This is a genomic window from Sulfurimonas sp. (assembly GCF_019429335.1).
In the GTDB taxonomy this organism is placed as follows: domain Bacteria; phylum Campylobacterota; class Campylobacteria; order Campylobacterales; family Sulfurimonadaceae; genus Sulfurimonas.
Genome location: NZ_JAHYJB010000005.1, coordinates 22,919 through 43,047, shown reverse-complemented (window position 1 = coordinate 43,047; position 20,129 = coordinate 22,919). Strand labels below are relative to the sequence as shown.

Below are 20,129 nucleotides of genomic sequence, written 5' to 3'. Positions count from 1 at the left end.
AATCAATCCTTTACAACTAAATTGACCAGCTTTTTAGGCACCACAATCTCTTTTATTATAATTTTACCCTCAAGCCATCTTGAAGCGCTCTCTTTTGCCATTGCAATTATAACATCGTTTGAAGCGTCAGGTGCGACTTCTATCTCAACCCTTGCTTTTCCGTTTATAGAGACACCCAAAATCAACGTGTTTTCAACAAAAACTTCATCTATTACTTTCTGCTGTACCAAATTTGCAAGTGAGAACTTTTGGCTGCTTATCTCCCAACATGTGTGCGGAATAACCGGCTCCATAATTGAGGTCAAAATCCAGTACCCCTCGCTCCAAACATCGCTATTTGACTGCAGGTTTAGAGCATTCATAGCCTCCATAACACCGGCTATCATAGTGTTAAAAGTATACTTCTCTGTGTAAACATCCTCTGCGCGCACAAGCGCTTCGTACACTTTCTTTCTGGCAAACTTCTCTTCTTTGTTCAGTTTTGCATGCTCAATGAAAGGAATTTTATCTGTTTTATATGCGTTAGCGCTTCTCTCATAAAATCTTTTTATAAACTTATAAGCGCCCTCAACAGCATTGTCGTTCCACTCCAACTCTTGTGTCGGAGGTGCGGCAAAGAGTATGAATAGCCTTGCCGTATCCGCTCCGTACTTCTCTATAATCGCATCAGGGTCAACCGTATTGCCTTTAGACTTGCTCATCTTAGCACCGTCTTTTAGCACCATGCCTTGAGTAAGAAGTCTGCCAAATGGCTCATCAAACTCCAGATACCCTAAATCACGAAATACTTTTGTAAAAAACCTTGCATAAAGAAGGTGCAAGATTGCATGCTCAATCCCGCCGATATAGTGGTCAACACCTTGGTGCATCCAGTACTTAATCTGTTCTTTTGAAAAAGCCTCTTTTTCCCAGTTTTTAGGCGATGCGCAAAAACGTAAAAAGTACCAGCTTGACTCTACAAACGTATCCATGGTATCTGTTTCGCGAAGAGCATCTATTCCGCATTTAGGACATTTACAGTGCTTCCAAGAAGGATGGTGGTCAAGCGGATTTCCTTCTCCAGTAATAACTATATCTTCAGGCAGAGCGATTGGAAGATTCTCTTTTTTCTCCATCACTATTCCGCAATCGTGGCAGTGAACAAAAGGAATTGGCGCACCCCAATATCTCTGACGACTTACTCCCCAATCTTTTAGCTTGAAGTTGGTTGTTTTTTTACCGATTTTTTTATCTTCAAAATGCTCAATTATTTTAGCCTGCGCCTCTTTTGAGTTAAGTCCGTTAAACATCTCAGAGTCAAAAAGCTCGCCGACGTCTGTAAAAGGCTTGTCTGCGCTAAACTCTTCGCCAAAAGGTTTGATTACACCCCTAATCGGCAAATCATATTTTTTGGCAAAATCAAAATCCCTTTCATCGTGGGCAGGAACAGCCATTACAGCGCCGCTTCCATAATCCATCAAAACAAAGTTTGCAACCCAGATAGGAACATGTTTTTTAGTCAGCGGATGAACTACATGTAGATTTAGTGCCACACCGCTCTTCTCTTTTTGTCTGTCAATAGATGAAGCGTTCTTCATCTCTTTTATCTTATGAATCGTATCACTATCAAGAAGTGAATTCTCTATCATATAGCTTACTATCTCGTGCTCAGGAGCCAGTGCCGCATAACTTACGCCATAAATAGTATCTGGACGTGTTGTAAATACGCTAAAACCTTCAAACTTGCTATCTAGCCTCTCTTGTGATTTTTCATCAAATGAAAGTTTAAACTCCAAACCGTTTGACTTGCCTATCCAGTTCTCCTGCATCGTTAGAACCTGCTTAGGCCAGCCGCCCTCAAGTTTGTGTAAATCAGAGAGCAGTTCATCGCCGTACTGCGTTATTTTGAAGTAGTACTGGTTCATATCTTTTTTAACTACGTCACTGTCACATCTCCAGCATGAGCCATCTATTACCTGCTCGTTTGCCAAAACAGTATGACAACTAGGACACCAGTTTAAAAATCCTTTTTTACGGTAAAGAAGACCTTTTTCGTACATGTCGATTATAAAGCCCTGCTCAAACTTTGTGTAAAGTTCATCGCTTGTAGCAAGCTCGCGCTCTTTTGAGAATGAAAAGCCGAGTGATTTAAACTCGCCCTTCATATAGTCTATATTGTCATAAGTCCATTTTTTCGGATGAGAGCCGTTTTTGATAGCAGCGTTTTCAGCAGGCATTCCAAAACTGTCAAAGCCGATTGGATGAAGGACGTTAAACCCTTGCTGACGGTAGTATCTTGCAAAAGCATCGCTGAGTGTGTAGTTTCTAACATGCCCCATATGAAGACGCCCGCTTGGAAACGGAAACATGCTTAATATATATTTTTTCTCTTTTAAAAAATCTTCGCTCGGCTCAAAACTTCTCTTTTTTGCCCAATACTCTTGCCAACTCTTTTCCATGGTCTTTACGTTATATTCCAAATTAAAACTTCCTGTAAAATTATTCTGACTCCCATAGAGTCTAGTTTTTCTAAAAAAACCAAAGGTTTTGTGACCCAAGCGGTCTTAGCGTGGCTAAATGGGCTCGCGTACCCTCACTTTTGGGTATTGCTCATTTAGCGCACAACAAATTAGTACTCTTCGCGATTTTTTGAGCTCTCTATATAGACAAGACCCATTGAAAATATATTTGCTATTAATGCACCTATTACAAGCGCTATTGCCCACTCAAGATTTCCGACTACTTCAAGATAGATAAAAGCGGGAATAAGATGCAAATCTGCAACTAAAGAGGAAGCTAAAAGCTCAGCGGAGAGAAGGTTTCTGACACCAATTTTTAAAAATGTGGAAATTAGGTTTAAACTGCCTGCTGCAAAAAGTGCGACAGCACTATGCTCGTATAAAAAACCTGCGATTGATGTTAAACTCATCAACGAAAAAAATACATATATTACTTTGCCCCAATCCATATTGACACCTTAGCTTAAAATTAATTGGGGAGATTATACAAAAAGTATCTTAAGGAGCGACTGAAGTCTTTATGTCGCTCATTTAAGAATTAGGTAAATCCGATGAAAAATAAAACAAACCTTAAATGATACTTTTCTGTTCAAATAACTCTGCAGTAAAATCATCACGATAAAGACAATTTCTTTTAATCTCTGCCATTGTGGTTTTTCCTGTTAGTAGAACTTTTTTATTTTTATTGGCATTTAAAAACAGCTGGTAAAGATTGATAGCAAAACTTCTAAGTATTGCTATAGAAAACGGCTCTTTATAGGCAATATGCTGGTCTTCTTCCAATAACATATCTAGATGATAATGATACGTTTCAACCCTCCAATGTTGGAGTATCTTCTCATGAAAATCTTGGGCTGTTGTTTTGAAATTAGCCATGGCATATTGCACAGTTTGAGTACATTCTGTGGTGATAGGGCTTGTTAATGTTTTGGTAACTTTGATAAGCGATTGAATATTATCAAATGTCTCATGATGCATCACGATGTTACAGTTTTGATTTTGATACACCTCTATGGTTCTGGTGACTCTTTTATTGTTTTCGCTGAGATACCCTTCTTTATCATCATAAATGTCACTTGGGGTTTGGAATGCGTCGATTGTTTCAATAGCCTTGTGCTTTAAGTTTTTCTGATTGTCTTTGAACTTGGCAATATATTTATTTCCCTGAGAATCAATAGTGTTTAGAATGCTTGATTGTGTTAAAAGTGCATCAAATGAAAATATTTGTCCATCATCACTAAAAAAATTATCATCAAGCACTTCTTGAAGTGCTTTTATCTCACTCTTTTTATTTTTATCTAAAAACTTATGAGCAAAAACAATCTTAATATCTTTGTCTAAGATATTAAGTATAGCCTTGTGCGACTCTTGTGTATACTGCCCATTAACATCACTACCTCTGAGCCATTTTCCATCCACGGCAATACTTTTTTGAAGAATATGCTCTAAAAAGAACTCCCTAAAAACAGCTTCTAGTGCATTGTTGTCTGTATTAATAAGCAACGCATGCAGCGTGGAACGAGAAGGTACATTTACTTTCTCTTTTTCAAATATCTTTTTGAGTATTTCATTCTCTTTGTTGAATGTCATCCAAGCAAAAATATCTTTAAAAGTTGTATTGCCCTTGAGAAGCGCAAAGAGTGTCATAAACAAAACTTCATGGAGTGGATACTCTATTTTTCCTGTATCAACTCTATAATCCGGGATATTTTTCAGAGCTTCGATGAGCTTTTTTGTGCGCTGTGTTTTGATGGGATACTCCTTGTTTTAGGAGTACAAGCAAAATCTCATCCAAGTTTAATTTCTTGATTAAGTGAAATTTTATTTTTCATCGGATTTACCTATTTAAGAATTAAGTTTTTTTTCATAAAAAGATAAAAAAATGCCAAAGGCGGCACAAAAATTATGCCTATCCTCCAAAATGTTTTCTGCTTCTCATCTTTAAATTTGGCTCCATAGACAGATATGATAGAGTAGACCCAAAAAGCAACAAACAAAAAGAACACTAAATATGTAACACTGCTCATAACGAACCCGTTTTTTGTTTATTGTAACTTTTATTGGGTTAACTAAAGAGTAATGCAGTTTTATAATGAATAATTTACCGAGCCTTGGCTCGCAAAGAAGAGGAAGAAGCATACATAACTCCAGATTCGAACTGAGCCTTATTATTATCACTCACATATCCTAAACAAAGTTCAGAAGATGTTCAGACACTGAAGTTTTGGCTTATGCCAAAAAAATGAGAGTATGAAACCTTACATAACTCCAGATTCGAACTGAGCTCTCATTCTATCTTTTTCTGCTTCTCTTGCAGCTTTTTGAGCAAGGTTTATATGATATTTTTTCACATCAAACCCTAAAACAAGCAGTGTAGGCGAAGCGACAAAAATAGATGAGTATGTTCCCACGACAATACCTACTAAAAGAGTAAAGGCAAAAGCATGAATTATCTCGCCGCCATACATAAACAGAGTAAAAACCACAAAAAGGGTTGTAAGCGAAGTTAACGTAGTTCTAGCCAACGTGTTTGTAATTGATATATCAATTATTTCACTAAACTCGCTGTCTCTATTTTTTATTATTCCCTCACGTATGCGGTCAAAAACGATAATAGTATCATTTAGCGAATAACCCAAAATTGTAAGAAGTGCAGCTAAAACGTCAAGGTTAACCTCTAAACCGACCAATGCTATAGCTCCAAGAGCTATCGAGACGTCATGAACAAGTGCTATGATTGAGGCAACAGCAAATCTCCACTCAAATCTAAACGCAACATAGATTAAAATTCCGATGACAGCTAAAATAAGAGAGGTTATCCCTTTCTCTTTTAGCTCGCTTCCGACCTTTGGACCTACAATATCAACACGACGAATCTCAAACTCTCCTGTGCCCACAAGCGTCTGGCTCGCAATGTCGCCTACATCGACAACTACATCTCCCGTTGCTGTTCTCATGCGGATAACTACCTCATCCTCGGAACCAAACTCCGTAATAGAAGCGCCATCAAAGAGTGTGTTGCTCTTTAGCTTCTCTCTCATCACGTCAATCGGCGCAGCGCCATCGTATTTGACCTGAACTATTGTTCCGCCTGCAAAATCGACACCGTAATTAAAACCTTTTGTCGCTAAAATAGCAAACGAACTTAAAACCAAAACAATAGAGAGTATCATTGCAAGTTTCGACTTGCCCATAAAATTAAAGGTTTTTGTATATTTAAAAAATTCCATAACTCGCCTACTCTTTCTCGCATAATTTGAACAAGTCCAAATTATACTCAATCACTAAAGATTCATCTTCGATGAAAAAATGTTTCATAGCTTAACCCTTTATCCCGAACCATAAAAGGTTGTTTTTACTTTTTTGAATTCTGCTCTCAAGCATCTGGTAAATTCCATGCGTTCCAAGAATTGCCGTTAGCATCGAAGCTAAAATACCTATGCTTATCGTTATAGCAAAACCTTTTATAGCACCGGTTCCATAAGCATAAAGCACAACAGCCGCAATAAGAGTCGTTATATTCGCATCCAAAATAGCGCGTATCGCGTTTGCGTAGCCCTCTTCTATTGCTTTGTGCATTGAAGCTCCCTGATTTAGAAGCTCTCTAATACGCTCAGAGATAATAACGTTTGCATCAACAGCCATACCTACCGTTAATACGATACCCGCCATTCCAGGAAGCGTGAGCGTTGCTCCAAAGAGGCTCATAACTGCCAATATAATCAGTAGATTTGCAATAAGCGCGATATTTGCAACAATTCCAGCAACTCTGTAGTAAGCTATCATAAAAAATATTACAAGACCAAATCCGCCGATTAGTGCAACCATACTTGCTTTAATACTGTCAGCCCCTAAACTTGGGCCGACTGAGCGTTTCTCCATCAGATAAATAGGAGCCAAAAGAGAACCTGAACGAAGAGCGATCGCTAAATCTTTTGCTTCCATAACCGTATAGTTGCCTGAAATCTGACCGCTTCCGCCGCCTATACGCTCATTTATAACAGGAGCAGAATAGACCTTGCCATCCAGAACAACGGCCAATCTTTTACCGACACTCTTACCTGTAAAATCGCCAAATATCTGCGCACCCTCCGCATTTAGAGAGAAGCTTATAAGAGGACGGTTATTCTCGTCAAATCCGACATTTGCGTCCGTTAGCATTGAACCGTCTAAAACAGGAATCTCTCGAACAAGATGTTTTATGTTAGGATTTGAAACATCCTCTAAAATCACATCGCCGTAAGATGCGGCATCATTATCACTCATAGTGTGAACTCTGGCGATTCTATCTTCATCAACCGCCATAAGTTCAAGCTTTGCCGCGCGTGATATTAGCTCTCTGGCGCGTTGCTCATCCTCTATGGTTTTAATGCCTGCAAGCTGGACAAGAATCTTCTCTTCTCCCTGTCTTGCTACTACCGGCTCAGCCAAACCAAACTGGTCAAGCCTGTTTCTAATAGTCTCTATCGCCTGCGATATCGCCTGCTCTTGCGTTCTTGCAATCTCCTCATCACTTAGACTAAGAGAGATACTATCACCCACAACAACTACGATGGCGCCCTTTATTTCATGTAAAAACGACTGCATAGCCTTTAAATCATCTTTGTCCAAAAGGGCAAACGTAACGCCGTTTTCATCAAACGCAAGTGAGTCTATAAGGATATCTTTTCGCTCGCTAAAGTATTTTATGCTTGCTGCAATTGATTTTACACGTGACTTTACAGCCTCTTCGGTTTTTACGCCAAGAAGCATATGAAGCCCGCCTTGAAGGTCAAGTCCCAATGTGACTTTTTTTCCGTCTTGCATCTGAAACAGAGACGGAGCGGAGAAGAAGATGCCAAAAATTATTGCAAGAGCAAATATAACTATGCGATAATTAAGCTTCATCCTCGTACTTTCTAGCAACTGCCTCTTTTGTTATTTTAACAGTCGTCTCTTCGTTAATTTTAACGCTTAAGAATTGCTCTTCAACTTTATATACCGTTGCGATAATTCCGCCTGTTGTAACAACTCTGTCACCTTTTTTTAGAGCCTGAATCATCTCTAGTCTGTTTTTTGCCTCTTTTTGCTGAGGGCGAATAATTACAAAATACATAATTGCAATTAAAAATATAAACGGTAATAGCTGACTTAATATTTCCATGAGTACGAGTTTCCTTTGAATAAATTGGGGGCATTGTACAAAAAGTATATTAATAAAAGACTGAATACTGATATAATTCGCATCAAAAAACAGAGCTGCGAAAAATGGTTGAAAAAATACAAAATATCAGAAATTCCTATAATCACCTACTTTTTGACTTGACGCTTGGAGTTGTAACTTCACTTCTTTTTAGTGCATTTCTCTATCTAGAACATTTCGGCATCACCATAAAAGCACTAAACACAATCTTTGGTATTCTTTCTTTGGCTCTCCTTTTGTACATGCCAAAAAGAGCCGTCTTGACTGCTGGATTTTTTATAGGAATTTTATGGTTTTACTGGATAGGTTACAGCTTTAAATACAACGGTGTAGGCTATATGGAGCCTTTTATCACACTTGCCTTTGCAATTATCTACATGTTATTTTTTGGGGTTTTGGCACTTACAAACAGCACGGTGATAAGAGCCCTTCTGCTCTTTGGGCTAACTTTTTTTGAGCCGATGGACTTCAACTGGATGCAGATAGAGCTTCTTTTCGTGGATAGCTACATAGGCATCTTCAAGTACCATTTTGCAGCTGTTTTAGCGGCTCTTACTCTAGTTAGATACCTTAAAAGACCCTATAGATTTGCACCGCTTTTGCTGCTTATATTGGCTTTTAACTTTAACTCTCCCGTTCAAAAAGATGCTCCGCTTAAGATAAAACTTATAGCCACCGACATAAAGCAGGATCAAAAATGGCAAAAAGAGACTCTACAGCCGACGCTTCAAATGGTATATAAAGAGATTGAAAATGCGACAAATGAAGGGTATGATGTAGCAGTTCTGCCGGAGTCTGTATTTCCTTTTTATATGAACATGGCGACAAGCATCAGAGAGAAGTTGCTTACGCTTTCACACGATATATCTATTGTTGCCGGCTCTCTAATAATAGAGGATTATCTCCACTATAATGTAACATACATGTTTGAGGGCGGTGAGTATCAGGTGGCTAAAAAGATGATTTTGGTTCCATTTGGAGAGTATATCCCTCTGCCTGAATTTGCAAAAGAGTTTATAAACGATATCTTTTTTGCTGGAGCAACGGACTTTAAGACAGCTTCAACGCCTACGGATTTTGTTATAAAAGGCGTAAAGTTCAGAAATGCGATATGCTATGAAGCCTCGCGAAAAGAGATATATAGGGGCGATGTCGATTTTGTAATCGCCATAAGCAATAATGCTTGGTTCTACCCATCCATAGAGCCAACTCTTCAAAAACTTCTGATACGCTTTTATGCAAGAAAAAACGACGCAACCGTCTATCATTCGGCAAACTGGCGCGGAACCGGAATCATAAAGTAACCTTTATTTGATATAATAGGCATCTTAAAAAACTACAAGGTGCCTATTGCCTCGTTAAAGGCAAGCTTCGGCGCCACAGTGGCTAGTGTAGCTAAACGGACATGTTCGTTTGGCATGATAAATTAAGTTATAAAAATAATTATATGGAGTTTTTTAGTAATGCTAAATCTCAAAAATCCCGACCTCTATAACAACCGTGAAATATCTTGGCTTCATTTCAATACAAGAGTCTTAAAGCAGGCGCAAGATGAGTCGCTTCCACTTTTAGAGCGCCTTAAATTTCTAGCCATCTACGGAACAAACTTAGATGAATTTTACATGATTAGGGTGGCTGGGCTAAAAAAACTCTTTGCCGCAGGCATCATAGTCTCGAGCGCGGATAAACTTACACCGCTTCAACAGCTTCGTGAAATAAGAAAATATCTCCATCAAGAGCAGCAGGTAATTGAGCACTGTATGAGCGGGATTTTGAAAAAACTTGAAGCAGAGGGTATCAGCATAAGGCTTTACAGCGAGGTGAATCAGCACCAAAAGCACTACCTCCACAAATATTTTAACGAAAATATCTATCCCGTAATCATTCCAATTGCCGTTGATGCGACCCACCCCTTTCCGCACCTAAACAACCTTAGTTTCGGACTTATTGTCAAGCTAAGAGACAGCGATAACAAAACTATTGAAAGATTTGGAATCATCCGAATTCCAAGGGTTTTAGATAGATTTGTCGAGCTTGAGAACAACATCTATATTCCTATCGAGAGTCTTGTCGCAGAACACGTAGATGATCTTTTTCCTGGATACTCTCTTATAAAATATGCCTCTTTCAGGGTCACAAGAAATGCAGACATCGAGATAGAGGAAGAAGAGGCTGATGACTTTTTGGAAATTCTTGAAGAGGGACTTAAACTTCGCAGAAAAGGGGCGATGGTAAGACTTGAAATAGGGAGTGACGGTGACGAGGAGATAGTAAACTTTTTCAATCGCCACACTAACGTCTATAAAGATGATATATTTAAATTTCACACATTTTTAAATCTCTCAAGCCTTTGGCAGATAGTCTCAAACAAGCACTTTGCACATCTCCTTGCAGAATCTTTCAAGACAAAAACTCTCCCGCCGTTAGACAGCAGTGATAATATTTTTGCTACACTTGAAAAACAGGATATCCTACTATATCATCCATATGAGAGTTTTGATCCGGTTGTAAAGCTTATCCAAACAGCTGCAAAAGACCCTGACGTCGTCTCAATTAAGATGACTCTTTACCGTTCAGGAACGGACTCCCCGATCGTAAAAGCACTTATGGCTGCGAGTGAATCCGGCAAGCAAGTAACCGTTATGGTTGAGCTAAAAGCAAGGTTTGACGAAGAGAACAATCTTATCTGGGCAAAAGCGCTTGAAAAAGCGGGCGCGCATGTTATCTACGGTATTAAAGGCTTTAAAGTTCATGCCAAAGCAACACTTGTAACAAGAAAGAAAAACGGCAAACTAAAGCAGTATGCACATCTTGGAACCGGAAATTACAACCCTGCCACTTCAAAAATATATACGGATATGAGTTATCTTACCTCTAAAGACGAAATAACAAGCGACATGACGAGATTTTTTCACTTTTTAACAGGCTTTAGCAAAAAAGGGAAGCTTAACGAGCTCTACATGTCGCCATCACAGATTAAACCAAAAATACTCTCTCTTATCCAAAACGAGACGAGAAAAAAAGCAGACGGTCGCATTATTGCAAAGCTGAACTCGCTTGTGGATGACGACGTGATAAAGGCTCTATATAAAGCTAGCCAAGCAGGTGTTAAGGTCGATTTGATTGTTCGAGGCATCTGCTGTCTAAAACCGGGAATAGAAGGTATAAGCGAAAACATAAGAGTTATCTCAATCCTTGGAAAATACCTAGAACACGCAAGAGCATTCTACTTTAAAAATGATGATACAGGTGTATATATCTCAAGCGCAGATTGGATGCCTAGAAACCTTACAAGACGCATAGAGCTTTTAACTGCAATAAAAGATCCAAAAGCCAAAGAAAAAATCATACAGATTCTTAAACTTCAGTGCGCCGACAATGCTTTAGCACACGAACTTCAGAGTGACGGTTCATACATAAAGGTAAAAAATGACGGCACTAAAGTTATAAATAACCATGTGCTTTTAGAGGATTACGTAAACAGGGTTACAAAATCTGCGGCAAAAGAGAGGGCTAGCTCAATCGAGCAGCTGGCTGCTAAAATATTTAGTGAGGATGAGTAATATGTTGTACGATTTTAAAGGCATGGAACCAAAAATAGGTAAAAATAGCTGGATAGCGCTTTCAGCAGACGTTATCGGGGATGTTACATGTGGAGAGGATTGCTCTATCTGGTTTGGAACTGTTGTGCGAGGCGACGTACACTATATAAAAATCGGCGACAGAGTCAGCATACAAGATTTGAGCATGGTACATGTAACACATCACAAAAAAGCGGACAGAAGCGACGGACATCCGACTATCATCGGCAATGACGTAACAATAGGTCACCGCGTAATGCTTCACGGCTGCACAATAGAAGACGCTTCTCTTATCGGGATGAGCGCGACAATACTTGACGGTGCGGTTATCGGGAAGGAGTCGATCGTGGGAGCCGGCGCATTGGTGACAAAAAACAAAATCTTCCCACCACGTTCGCTTATCATGGGAAGCCCTGCAAAACTTATCAGGGAGCTCACCGATGAAGAGGTAAAAGAGCTGTATGCTTCTGCATCGCGCTATGTAGAGTTTAAATCACACTATCAAAAATAGATGCCAGAATATTTCATATTTGCAGACATTATAGGCATTACAGCCTTTGCCATAAGCGGTTTTCTAATTGCTATTAAAAACAATCTCGACATCTTGGGCATACTTATAGCTTCAACGCTAACAGCCCTTGGCGGCGGTATTATCAGAGATGCTATACTTAACTCTGCACCCTTTGCTTTTACCTCTTTTTATCCGGCAATAACGCTCATGGTGACTATTTTTGTTGCATATATATTTAAACTATACAAAGAGAGCTCAATCGAGAGAAAGTGGATGTTTGTAATAAGCGACACTATCGGGCTTGTAGCCTTTAGTATAGCAGGCGCTCTTTTAGCCATAAACGCAGAGTACAACTTTTTCGGCATAGTAATTCTGAGCTTTATCACGGCTGTTGGCGGCGGAGTTACAAGAGACATCATGATAAATCAGGTGCCAACTGTTCTTATCAGCGACTTTTACGGCTCGATAGCGATTATTGTCGCTCTTATCTTAGGATTTTTAGATCTCTTTAATGCTATAAACGAGTTCAGCATCCTTGCAACCGCACTCTTTAGCATAGCGTTAAGACTTCTAGCCTATAAGCGAGGGTGGCATCTGCCACGGCTTACATAACCAAAACTTGATTCTTTATAGTTCTAAATCAAAGACTTTTTAAAAGCTCTTCTTTCTTAAAATAGCCCCTTAGAGGTTTTTGCAGATAAGATTCATCCTTGCTTGAGACAAAAAATATAGTCGGAAAGCTTTGCGTATAAAAAAGCTCTACGGGGTAGCTGTTCTCATGCTCAAAAAAAGCAACAACGGCAATATATTTTCTGTTTACTTTCTCTTGCACCTCTTTGTCATTAAAAACTTCAACAAAAACTTTTTTACATTCCACGCACTCTTTTTTTAAGACTAAAAGCATTATCTCTTTTTTCTCTTCTTTGGCTTTAAACAAAGCTTTGTCGAAATCGTTGCTCCATCTTATGTGCTCCGAAAAAAGCGCTCCTGCCATCAGAAACAAAACTAAGAATATTTTCACTTAAACTCTTTCTTCACAGTTGCAAGCTCAACTACGTTCGGATTTAAAAGAACCGGAAAGACCTTTCTTACAGCGTCCGTTACCCACTGCGGGTAGATTCTAAAGTTTAGTTTCACATCTACATGTAGAAACTTTTTTGTGCCTTTTGGGAGTTCAAACTTCTCGACTCTTCTCTCTCCTGCCGGTATTCTCGTGTCGCTTAGAAGTCTCTTGTACTTCCAAAAAAGAAGCCCGACGGGTTTGGAGTTCTCATCGCCGAAAACCTTTTGAAAGAGTCTGCTACCCTCCTCTATATTGCCGTCACTTTTTAGTTTGCCGCTTGAGAAAACTACGCTGCCATCTCTATCTTTGACCTCAACCTCAAGCCACAGCTCTCTAAAATCAGCCACACCGGTAGGGAGATGATGCCCTGCACCTACATTTTTAACCCCCACTTCCAAAACTCCCTCTTTTATATCAACATCAAGTTTTGCCGAAGTTCTAAGAAGTTGCAGCGTCTGCTCTTCATGCTCTTTATCTCTAAGCCCTGCTAAAAAGTGGTTTGAGCCTGCAAAATAGTGAACTTTCACATCATCTTTTATAACTCCGCCATCAGTTGAAGCGCTGCGCAGCGGTGAAAATTTACCATCTTTCATATAGGTCATGTGACACTCTATGCAGCTTTTATGCTTAGTTTTATCTTTTGGATTGTTAAACGGCGACTTCTCCCACTCCTCGTAAGTTGAGACTATTTTTATACCGTTTTGCGGATGGAACTCGTCATGACATGAGGCGCAGTAACGGCTCTCTTTATAAAGCTCCTTAGAGTAGCTCTCTTTGTGCACTTTAGGATTTGAATTGATAAGTTTTTCGCCGAACCAGCGTCCCAAATCAGATTTAGACTCTTCAAACAGATACTTCTCCCTCTCCAATGAGAGCGTAAACGAAGCATTGCCTTTGCTCTTTGCCTCTGTTATTTGATGGCATGTTATACACGAAACACCCTCTTCAACTCTAAAATTGCCATGCTCTTTAAAATCATTTAGAAGTGTTTTTGCGCCGCCCTCAAAGTGCTCGTTACTTACCAAGTTGCCATCCATTGCATGCGTTGTTTTTGGGTGACCTAAAGATAGGGCACTTGGATTATGACAACTCATACACCATTTGCGAAACTCCTGCCCTTCAACCTCTCCCGCAAGCGTCTCCATAACCATATAGTATGGATTTGAGCCAGCCATATGTTTATGGTTTGAGTTGCTCCACTGCTCAAAAATCTCGTTATGGCAAGATTTGCATTTTGCAGAAGAGGTCCAATCCTCGCTGTGATAAACAGCTGTTTTTTTCTCTATCTCCAGAAGCGAGAGGTCAGTAATTTTGCTGTATGAAACGGACGGATATGAGAATAAAATAACAACGAACAGAGCCAGCGGCTGCATATTTTGCCTCTTTGCCATAACTACATGCCATAAAAAAAGAGCTATTAAAACAAACGAGCCAAAAAGATGAATATTAAAAGAGATTATTCCAAGCATATCTCCGCCACGGTTGCCTACCAAAAAGAGATACACACCGCTAAGAATAACCAAAATAAAAGATAAAAGCAAAAGCCACCCCTCTACACTGTTTATCTTTTTTATAAAGAAATATCTGCGTATATGACGATAAACAAAAGAGTTCATAAAAAAGAGCGTTATCAAGATTGAGCCCACTACATGAAGAGGCTGAACAACCCTAAAGTTCTCCCAAGAAAGTCTAAGAGGCTCATACATAAAGATACCGGATAAAAACATTGCAAACAGAGCAATTTTTACAAAGACTCTTCTCATCTTTGTTCCTTTTTATAATCTACTATCTCACCCTCTAACGTTCTTAAAAATGCCACTATCTCATCTATCTGAACCGTAGTCAGGTTGCGCCCAAGCTGATGTTTTGCCATAATGTTTACAGCTTCTCTTATCTTTGCGACTGCTCCGTTATGAAAATAGGGTGATGTCTTCGTTACGTTTCTGAGGATTGGAACCCTAAAGAGATGCTCTTTGTCTTTTCCTAAAAAGCCGCCGCTGTTTTCAAAAGGGAACTCTCTGTCAAATCTCTTTATTTGAGGAACTACCTCGAAATTTGGTTCTATGTCGTAAAGCTGTGCAAACTCTCTAAGCGGAAAGCGCTGAATCGTATGACCGCCAAAGGTTATGCCGTTGTGACACCCCTTGCATCCAAAACTTATAAAATTTGCCAGACCCCTTTTTGCTTCATCACTTATTGCAGAGTTATCACCCTCTAAAAAACTGTCATAAGGCGCTCTAGTCACCAATGTCTTGACATATACCTCTATCGCTTTAGCAGCATTCTCAAGCGATATGCCACCATCAAATACCTCGGCAAACATCTCTTTATACTTTGCGCTCTCATTTACTCTTGACTCAAGCTCTTCCGGTGTCATATTCATCTTATGAGAAGCTAAAAAGGAATTTTCGCTCTGCTCCTTAATACTGCCGACCTCGCCGCTCCACGTGTAATACTTGGCAAATCCTACATTCAAAACAGACTGCGTATTTAAAAGATATGGATGCATCGCGCCCGCATCACCCTGAGCAAAAGTAAATCTATCAACTCCGCTTTGGTCTTGCAGATGACAAGCCGCACAATCCGTAATATTATCACTCTGTTTTGTGAGCATTTTTACCAAAGCGCCGCTGTTTTTAAGCTCTCTGTCAAACGAGTGACATGTTGCACAGCTTATTTTTTTACTTTTTGAGAGATTAGTGTCAAAAAAAAGCTCTTCACCCAAAGCGATTTTTTCTACAGTCATTGGGTTGGAAGCATCGTCCACAAGCTCTAAAAGTCCATCAAACGTAGATGGAAAGGAGCCGTGTCCTTTGCCTATTGCCATCTCTCTTAATTCATCGTCACTGTATATCGGGATATCTTTTGGCGGCACGACGGCTGATACAATTATCATAGAGGCAACTGCTACAAAAGCGATTATAATGGAGTAAAATAGGAGCTTTTTCATCTAGCTGCGTCCTTGCTCAAACAAGAGGCGCATAAGTTCTAAAAAGTATTTTTAACATGTCAAATCCCCTTTTTTGCCTTAAGTATATGCAAAAAAGAGAGATGAATCAAGTGTATAATGAAAGAAAAGGAAATTTTTAATGTCATTTCTAAGAACTAATGAGGTTCATCTTGGTTTACTATTTCAAAAAACTCATGGTTAATTTGCAGTGCTGTAATTTAAAGTTATAATTTAAGTTATATTGCACTAAGCATACTTTAAACAAATATTTGTATTTATAATCTTGTATTTACGATATATTGTAATAAAATAATAAAATAATAAAATAATAAAATAATAAAATAATAAAATAATTTGCATAATATTCATATAATTTACTATATAATGTAAATATTTTTTTGAGGAAATTTCAATGAATTTAAAATCTTTAATCGGCTCAGCAATCAAAAGCAGAAGAAAAGAGTTAAAAATTGCTCAAGCTGACCTTCAAGACTATGCCGAGATTGGCTCAACGGCTCTATCTAATCTTGAGCAAGGTAAAGCCAATATTTCCATAGATAAACTAGAGAAAATTCTTGAAGTTTTGGGTTTAGAGTTAGTAGTAAAAGTCAAAATAAAAGGGTAGTATAGATGCAAAAAGGTATAGTGTATAAAAATAAAGTTCCTATTGGCGAGCTAAGTAAAAATGATAGAGGAGTATATGGATTTTTTTATTATGAAGATTATCTTCAGTCTGAAAATCCAAGTGCAATCTCAGTAAATTTGCCCTTAAAAAAAAGAGCCGTTTGTATCTAAAATACTATTTCCATTCTTCTTTAATCTGCTTTCAGAAGGAAATCTAAAATCAATGCAGTGTCGGGAATTAAAGATTGATGAGGATGATAATTTTACAAGACTATTGAAGACGACACAAGAGAATACAATCGGTGCAATTACCGTTGAGGAGGCATAAATGAGATGTTACGGCTGTTTAAAAGATATAGATAAAGGCTTGTATTATTGCCCAAAATGCAAAAGTAACCTTTTTGATGGCAAGAGTGTGAAACCTTTAAACTTTGACAAAACGGAATTTTATAGAATCAGAGGTGAAATGTCTGAAAAAATGTCTATCTCCGGTGTACAAGACAAAATATCACTAAAATTAAACGACAGTAACGAACTTGTGCCTACAAATAAGGATGGAATGTATATCTTAAAGCCTATACCAAGAGATCATGACAATACAGTAAACTTAGAAGACATTGTACAAAACGAACATCTAAGTATGCAGATATCATCTCAGATATTTAAAATAAAAACAGCGCATAACGCTCTTATTGAACTTAGTGATGGAGAACTTGCGTATATAACTAAAAGGTTTGATTACTCTCTTAATGGTTCAGAAAAAAAATTGTAAAGGTAGATCAGGAAGATTTTGCATCTGTACTTGAATATACCTCGGAAAATCATTCAAAAGCGTATAAATATGAATCTAGCTATGAAGAGTGTGCATTAAAAATCAAAGAGGTTATAGCTGCTTATATCCCCGCACTTGAAGACTTTTATAAAAGAGTTGTACTTAACTATCTTGTTGGAAATGCAGATGCTCATTTGAAAAACTTTTCAATAATTCGAGATGTAGACAGAGCTGATTATTCACTCTCTCCAAACTATGATATTCTCTACACAAAATATCATTTACCAAAAGAAGACGCTACTATGGGACTTGAGCTATTTAAAGAGCATGAACAAAGGCTTTTGGGGCAATGGGTTATTATACATTAGAAGATTTTGAACTCTTTGCTAAAATGATTGGGATAAAACCAAGAAGATTAGAGAAAATATACAAAGATATTCTTATGAGTCAGAAACAAGTACATGACTTAATAGACAGGTCTTACATGAGCAACAAAGCAAAAAATTCCTATAAAGAGAACTACGAGACTAGATTGAATAAGTGCCTATTTTATTATATCGATGCTTATCCTTTTAGAAGTTTTGCACAAGATACAATTAAAAAATATTTGTGATTTTGTTCTTGTAAATGACATTTAAGTTCTATAGTCCGCGTTTATCTTGACGTATTCGTGTCCCAAGTCACATCCGTACGCTTTGAAGCTTCCTTTGCCTATGCCTAAATCACACGAGATAGTAAACTTTTGGTGCTGCATAACAACTGCGCACCTCTTCTCCATCTCTGCGTCAAAGAGTATCTCACCTCTGTCATAAACACACAAATTGTCAAATGAGATTTTAAGTTTCTCTTCATAGGCTTCTACTCCGCTGGCTCCTATCGTTGAGGCGATTCTTCCCCAGTTGGGGTCTTCACCAAATAGTGCTGTTTTTACTAAAAGCGAATCAGAGAGCATTTTTGCGGCAATCTCGGCTTCTCTATCATCTTTTGCGCCTGTTATTTTGTATGTCACCAGTTTTGTAGCGCCCTCGCCGTCTCTTACCATCTCGAGTGCTAAAAAGTGCATTACTTTAAAAAGTGCCTCTTTAAATGCCTCTTTCTCGTAAGCTCCGCTTCTGCCATTTGCTAAAATCAAAACAGTATCGTTTGTAGAAGTGTCACCGTCCACGCTTATGGCATTAAATGTTGTTGTTTTAACTTCATCAAGTGCCTCTTGCATCTCTTTGCTTGTAACTTTTGCATCAGTTGTAATAAAGCAAAGCATAGTAGCCATCGCAGGATTTATCATCCCGGCACCTTTTGCTATCGCTCCGATATTAAAGCTGCTGCCGTCATCAAGCTTAACCTTAAATGCTATCTCTTTTGCAAATGTGTCGGTTGTCATGATAGCTTTAGATGCGCTCGCAGAGTCTCTTTTTGTTAAATCAAAAAGCTTCATACCCTCAATGATTTTAGCTTTTGGAAGTCTGACGCCTATTACGCCCGTTGAGCTCATAATCGGGTTTTTAACGGCTGATGGGCAGTTCGAGAGAACCTCTTTTATATCCTCAACTCCTGCTTGCCCTGTCATTGCATTTGCATTTTTTGAATTAATAACTATAAAGTTTGTTTTAAAATCACCCATTGAACGAAAATGCTTTATAGGAGCCGCAAACATCTTGTTTGTCGTGAACACAGAGGCTACTTCGCACTCATCTTCACAATATATAAACGCCATATCTTTAGCATTGTCTTTTTTAAGACCGGCACTTACGCCATCGGCAAAAAAACCTTCACTTGCGCAAACTCCGCCGCTTGAATAGATTATATTATACAAATTTAAACTCCCTTGGCTTATCTCTTTTTCTTATTAACTCTTTTGTTATGTTTATATCTTTTTGAGTTCCGATTAGAAGCAGCTTGCACTCGCTGGTAATAAGAACGTCACCCTTTGGCATCGATAAAAATTTTCCGTCTTTTTTGGTAATACCGACTACCGAAGTATTTGTCATCTCTCTGATGTGCGTCTCTCTTAGCTTTTTAAGAACTGCCCAGCTGTATTTTGGCACTTCAATCTCTTCCATATCAAGAGGGTTGTCGCTCTTGTATAAAAACTCTTCAAGCAAGTTCTCCATATCAGGACGCGCTGCCATGGCAGTAACTCTTTGGGCGGTTAGCTTTGTAGGAGAAACAACCGTGTCTGCTCCGAGTTTTTTGAGCTTTTCAACATCACTGACACTCTCTGCCGATGAGATAATGTAATAAGGTCTTGGCAAAAAATGCTCTTTTTCAAAGAGTCTGACTGAAGCGATAAGAGCAATGTTATCAGACATTGAACTCGACATAGTTATAAGCCCTTTTGCTGAAGCGAGATGTGATTTAAGCATCGTAAGCTCGGCATGCGGCTCTGCTTTTAGATACGTTGTGTAGTTATGTTCAATCGCCCACTGATGTATCTCTTCTCTTGGGTCAACTACAACAAACGGTATATGATTCTCTCTTAACTGTTTAGTGACTTCAAGAGTGTAATCATTATGATAACAGACGACAAAATGCTTCTTAAGCCTTGCAATAGCGTATAACATTCTTCGCTCCTTTAATATTCTAGATAATCTGCCCTTATTTACAACATCTACAACAATACCGATTGCTATAGTAAAAACGGTAAAACCTAAAATAATAAGAGTTACCGTAAATATCTGCCCTGCCGCTGAAAATTCACCCTCTTTTAAGGCGCCGAATCCAACCGTAGTAAATGTATATCCGGATTGGAAAATCGCATCCATAATAGTGTAATCTTCTATGTATATGTAGCCCAAAGTACCAATAAGCATGCATATTTGAACAAGAATAAGAGGTGTTCTAAATGGTAATAACTGAGCGTATAACTCATCATTGAGGGTGATTGCGGGTTTGGGAGATGTCTCCCAATGTAGAAATTTTCGAATCTTCTCTAAGAGATTCAAGCTTGC

The 20,129-nt window shown here is 38.6% G+C and carries 21 protein-coding genes; 10 read left to right on the top strand and 11 right to left on the bottom strand.

The genetic code is table 11. The features are described 5' to 3' along the window. Positions 1–2: 2 nt before the first annotated feature. The 6 genes from leuS to yajC form a co-directional block, all read right to left on the bottom strand. A complete protein-coding gene (leuS, locus tag K0A91_RS03340) occupies positions 3–2,459 on the bottom strand; it encodes a leucine--tRNA ligase (RefSeq protein WP_295008142.1) in 2,457 nt (818 codons plus the stop codon). 149 nt (positions 2,460–2,608) lie between these two features. Further along, positions 2,609–2,947 carry a DUF6394 family protein gene (locus K0A91_RS03335; RefSeq protein ID WP_295008140.1) on the bottom strand — a complete coding sequence of 113 codons (339 nt, stop codon included), beginning with the start codon at positions 2,945–2,947 and terminating at the stop codon, positions 2,609–2,611. Positions 2,948–3,068: 121 nt separating this feature from the next. Continuing rightward, a complete protein-coding gene (locus K0A91_RS03330) occupies positions 3,069–4,214 on the bottom strand; it encodes an ISAs1 family transposase (RefSeq protein WP_295008265.1) in 1,146 nt (381 codons plus the stop codon). 542 nt (positions 4,215–4,756) lie between these two features. Further along, positions 4,757–5,728, bottom strand: a complete 972-nt coding sequence (gene secF / locus K0A91_RS03325; RefSeq protein ID WP_295008138.1) for a protein translocase subunit SecF — start codon at positions 5,726–5,728, stop codon at positions 4,757–4,759. Positions 5,729–5,819: 91 nt separating this feature from the next. Continuing rightward, positions 5,820–7,385 carry a protein translocase subunit SecD gene (gene secD, locus K0A91_RS03320; RefSeq protein ID WP_295008136.1) on the bottom strand — a complete coding sequence of 522 codons (1,566 nt, stop codon included), beginning with the start codon at positions 7,383–7,385 and terminating at the stop codon, positions 5,820–5,822. Beyond that, positions 7,375–7,641, bottom strand: coding sequence for a preprotein translocase subunit YajC (gene yajC, locus K0A91_RS03315; protein WP_295008133.1), 267 nt, complete (start codon positions 7,639–7,641; stop codon positions 7,375–7,377). The genes secD and yajC overlap by 11 nt, the downstream gene beginning before the upstream one ends. 104 nt (positions 7,642–7,745) lie before the next feature. Between yajC and K0A91_RS03310 the strand changes: the two genes are divergently transcribed. The 4 genes from K0A91_RS03310 (at position 7,746) to K0A91_RS03295 (ending at position 12,384) form a co-directional block, all read left to right on the top strand. Beyond that, entirely contained in the window at positions 7,746–8,984 is a 1,239-nt protein-coding gene (locus K0A91_RS03310; RefSeq protein WP_295008131.1) for an apolipoprotein N-acyltransferase, read from the top strand. A gap of 159 nt (positions 8,985–9,143) precedes the next feature. Continuing rightward, positions 9,144–11,243: an RNA degradosome polyphosphate kinase gene (locus tag K0A91_RS03305; protein ID WP_295008129.1), complete on the top strand. Its 2,100-nt coding sequence runs from the start codon at positions 9,144–9,146 to the stop codon at positions 11,241–11,243. A gap of 1 nt (position 11,244) precedes the next feature. Continuing rightward, positions 11,245–11,772, top strand: a complete 528-nt coding sequence (locus K0A91_RS03300; RefSeq protein WP_295008127.1) for a gamma carbonic anhydrase family protein — start codon at positions 11,245–11,247, stop codon at positions 11,770–11,772. Continuing rightward, positions 11,773–12,384 carry a trimeric intracellular cation channel family protein gene (locus tag K0A91_RS03295; RefSeq protein ID WP_295008125.1) on the top strand — a complete coding sequence of 204 codons (612 nt, stop codon included), beginning with the start codon at positions 11,773–11,775 and terminating at the stop codon, positions 12,382–12,384. Positions 12,385–12,412: 28 nt separating this feature from the next. Here the strand turns inward: K0A91_RS03295 and K0A91_RS03290 are convergent, their stop codons facing one another. Genes K0A91_RS03290 through K0A91_RS03280 form a run of 3 tightly spaced genes read right to left on the bottom strand, consistent with a single transcriptional unit; the run spans position 12,413 to position 15,785 of the window. Further along, positions 12,413–12,793, bottom strand: a complete 381-nt coding sequence (locus K0A91_RS03290; protein WP_295008123.1) for a thioredoxin family protein — start codon at positions 12,791–12,793, stop codon at positions 12,413–12,415. Further along, positions 12,790–14,598 carry a multiheme c-type cytochrome gene (locus tag K0A91_RS03285; RefSeq protein WP_295008121.1) on the bottom strand — a complete coding sequence of 603 codons (1,809 nt, stop codon included), beginning with the start codon at positions 14,596–14,598 and terminating at the stop codon, positions 12,790–12,792. The genes K0A91_RS03290 and K0A91_RS03285 overlap by 4 nt, the downstream gene beginning before the upstream one ends. After that, positions 14,595–15,785 carry a cytochrome c peroxidase gene (locus K0A91_RS03280; protein WP_295008119.1) on the bottom strand — a complete coding sequence of 397 codons (1,191 nt, stop codon included), beginning with the start codon at positions 15,783–15,785 and terminating at the stop codon, positions 14,595–14,597. The genes K0A91_RS03285 and K0A91_RS03280 overlap by 4 nt, the downstream gene beginning before the upstream one ends. Positions 15,786–16,197: 412 nt before the next feature. Between K0A91_RS03280 and K0A91_RS03275 the strand changes: the two genes are divergently transcribed. From K0A91_RS03275 to K0A91_RS03250, 6 genes are read left to right on the top strand one after another with little or no spacing between them, the layout of a single operon-like run. After that, positions 16,198–16,410, top strand: a complete 213-nt coding sequence (locus K0A91_RS03275) for a helix-turn-helix domain-containing protein (RefSeq protein WP_295008117.1) — start codon at positions 16,198–16,200, stop codon at positions 16,408–16,410. Positions 16,411–16,415: 5 nt separating this feature from the next. After that, positions 16,416–16,580 carry a HipA N-terminal domain-containing protein gene (locus K0A91_RS03270; RefSeq protein ID WP_295008115.1) on the top strand — a complete coding sequence of 55 codons (165 nt, stop codon included), beginning with the start codon at positions 16,416–16,418 and terminating at the stop codon, positions 16,578–16,580. Position 16,581: 1 nt separating this feature from the next. Then, on the top strand, positions 16,582–16,737 hold the full coding sequence (locus K0A91_RS03265; RefSeq protein ID WP_366511619.1) for a HipA N-terminal domain-containing protein: 156 nt from the start codon (positions 16,582–16,584) through the stop codon (positions 16,735–16,737). Beyond that, positions 16,738–17,181, top strand: coding sequence for a HipA domain-containing protein (locus tag K0A91_RS03260; protein ID WP_295008113.1), 444 nt, complete (start codon positions 16,738–16,740; stop codon positions 17,179–17,181). Beyond that, complete coding sequence (locus tag K0A91_RS03255; RefSeq protein WP_295008261.1) at positions 17,175–17,549, top strand: HipA domain-containing protein; 375 nt, start codon at positions 17,175–17,177, stop codon at positions 17,547–17,549. The genes K0A91_RS03260 and K0A91_RS03255 overlap by 7 nt, the downstream gene beginning before the upstream one ends. Continuing rightward, entirely contained in the window at positions 17,531–17,794 is a 264-nt protein-coding gene (locus K0A91_RS03250; protein WP_295008111.1) for a hypothetical protein, read from the top strand. Before K0A91_RS03255 ends, K0A91_RS03250 begins: the two co-directional genes overlap by 19 nt. Positions 17,795–17,815: 21 nt before the next feature. Here K0A91_RS03250 and argJ read toward each other — a convergent pair whose 3' ends face one another. Beyond that, positions 17,816–18,994, bottom strand: coding sequence for a bifunctional glutamate N-acetyltransferase/amino-acid acetyltransferase ArgJ (argJ, locus tag K0A91_RS03245; RefSeq protein ID WP_295008110.1), 1,179 nt, complete (start codon positions 18,992–18,994; stop codon positions 17,816–17,818). Continuing rightward, positions 18,987–20,123 carry a potassium channel protein gene (locus K0A91_RS03240; protein WP_295008108.1) on the bottom strand — a complete coding sequence of 379 codons (1,137 nt, stop codon included), beginning with the start codon at positions 20,121–20,123 and terminating at the stop codon, positions 18,987–18,989. The genes argJ and K0A91_RS03240 overlap by 8 nt, the downstream gene beginning before the upstream one ends. Positions 20,124–20,129: the final 6 nt, after the last annotated feature.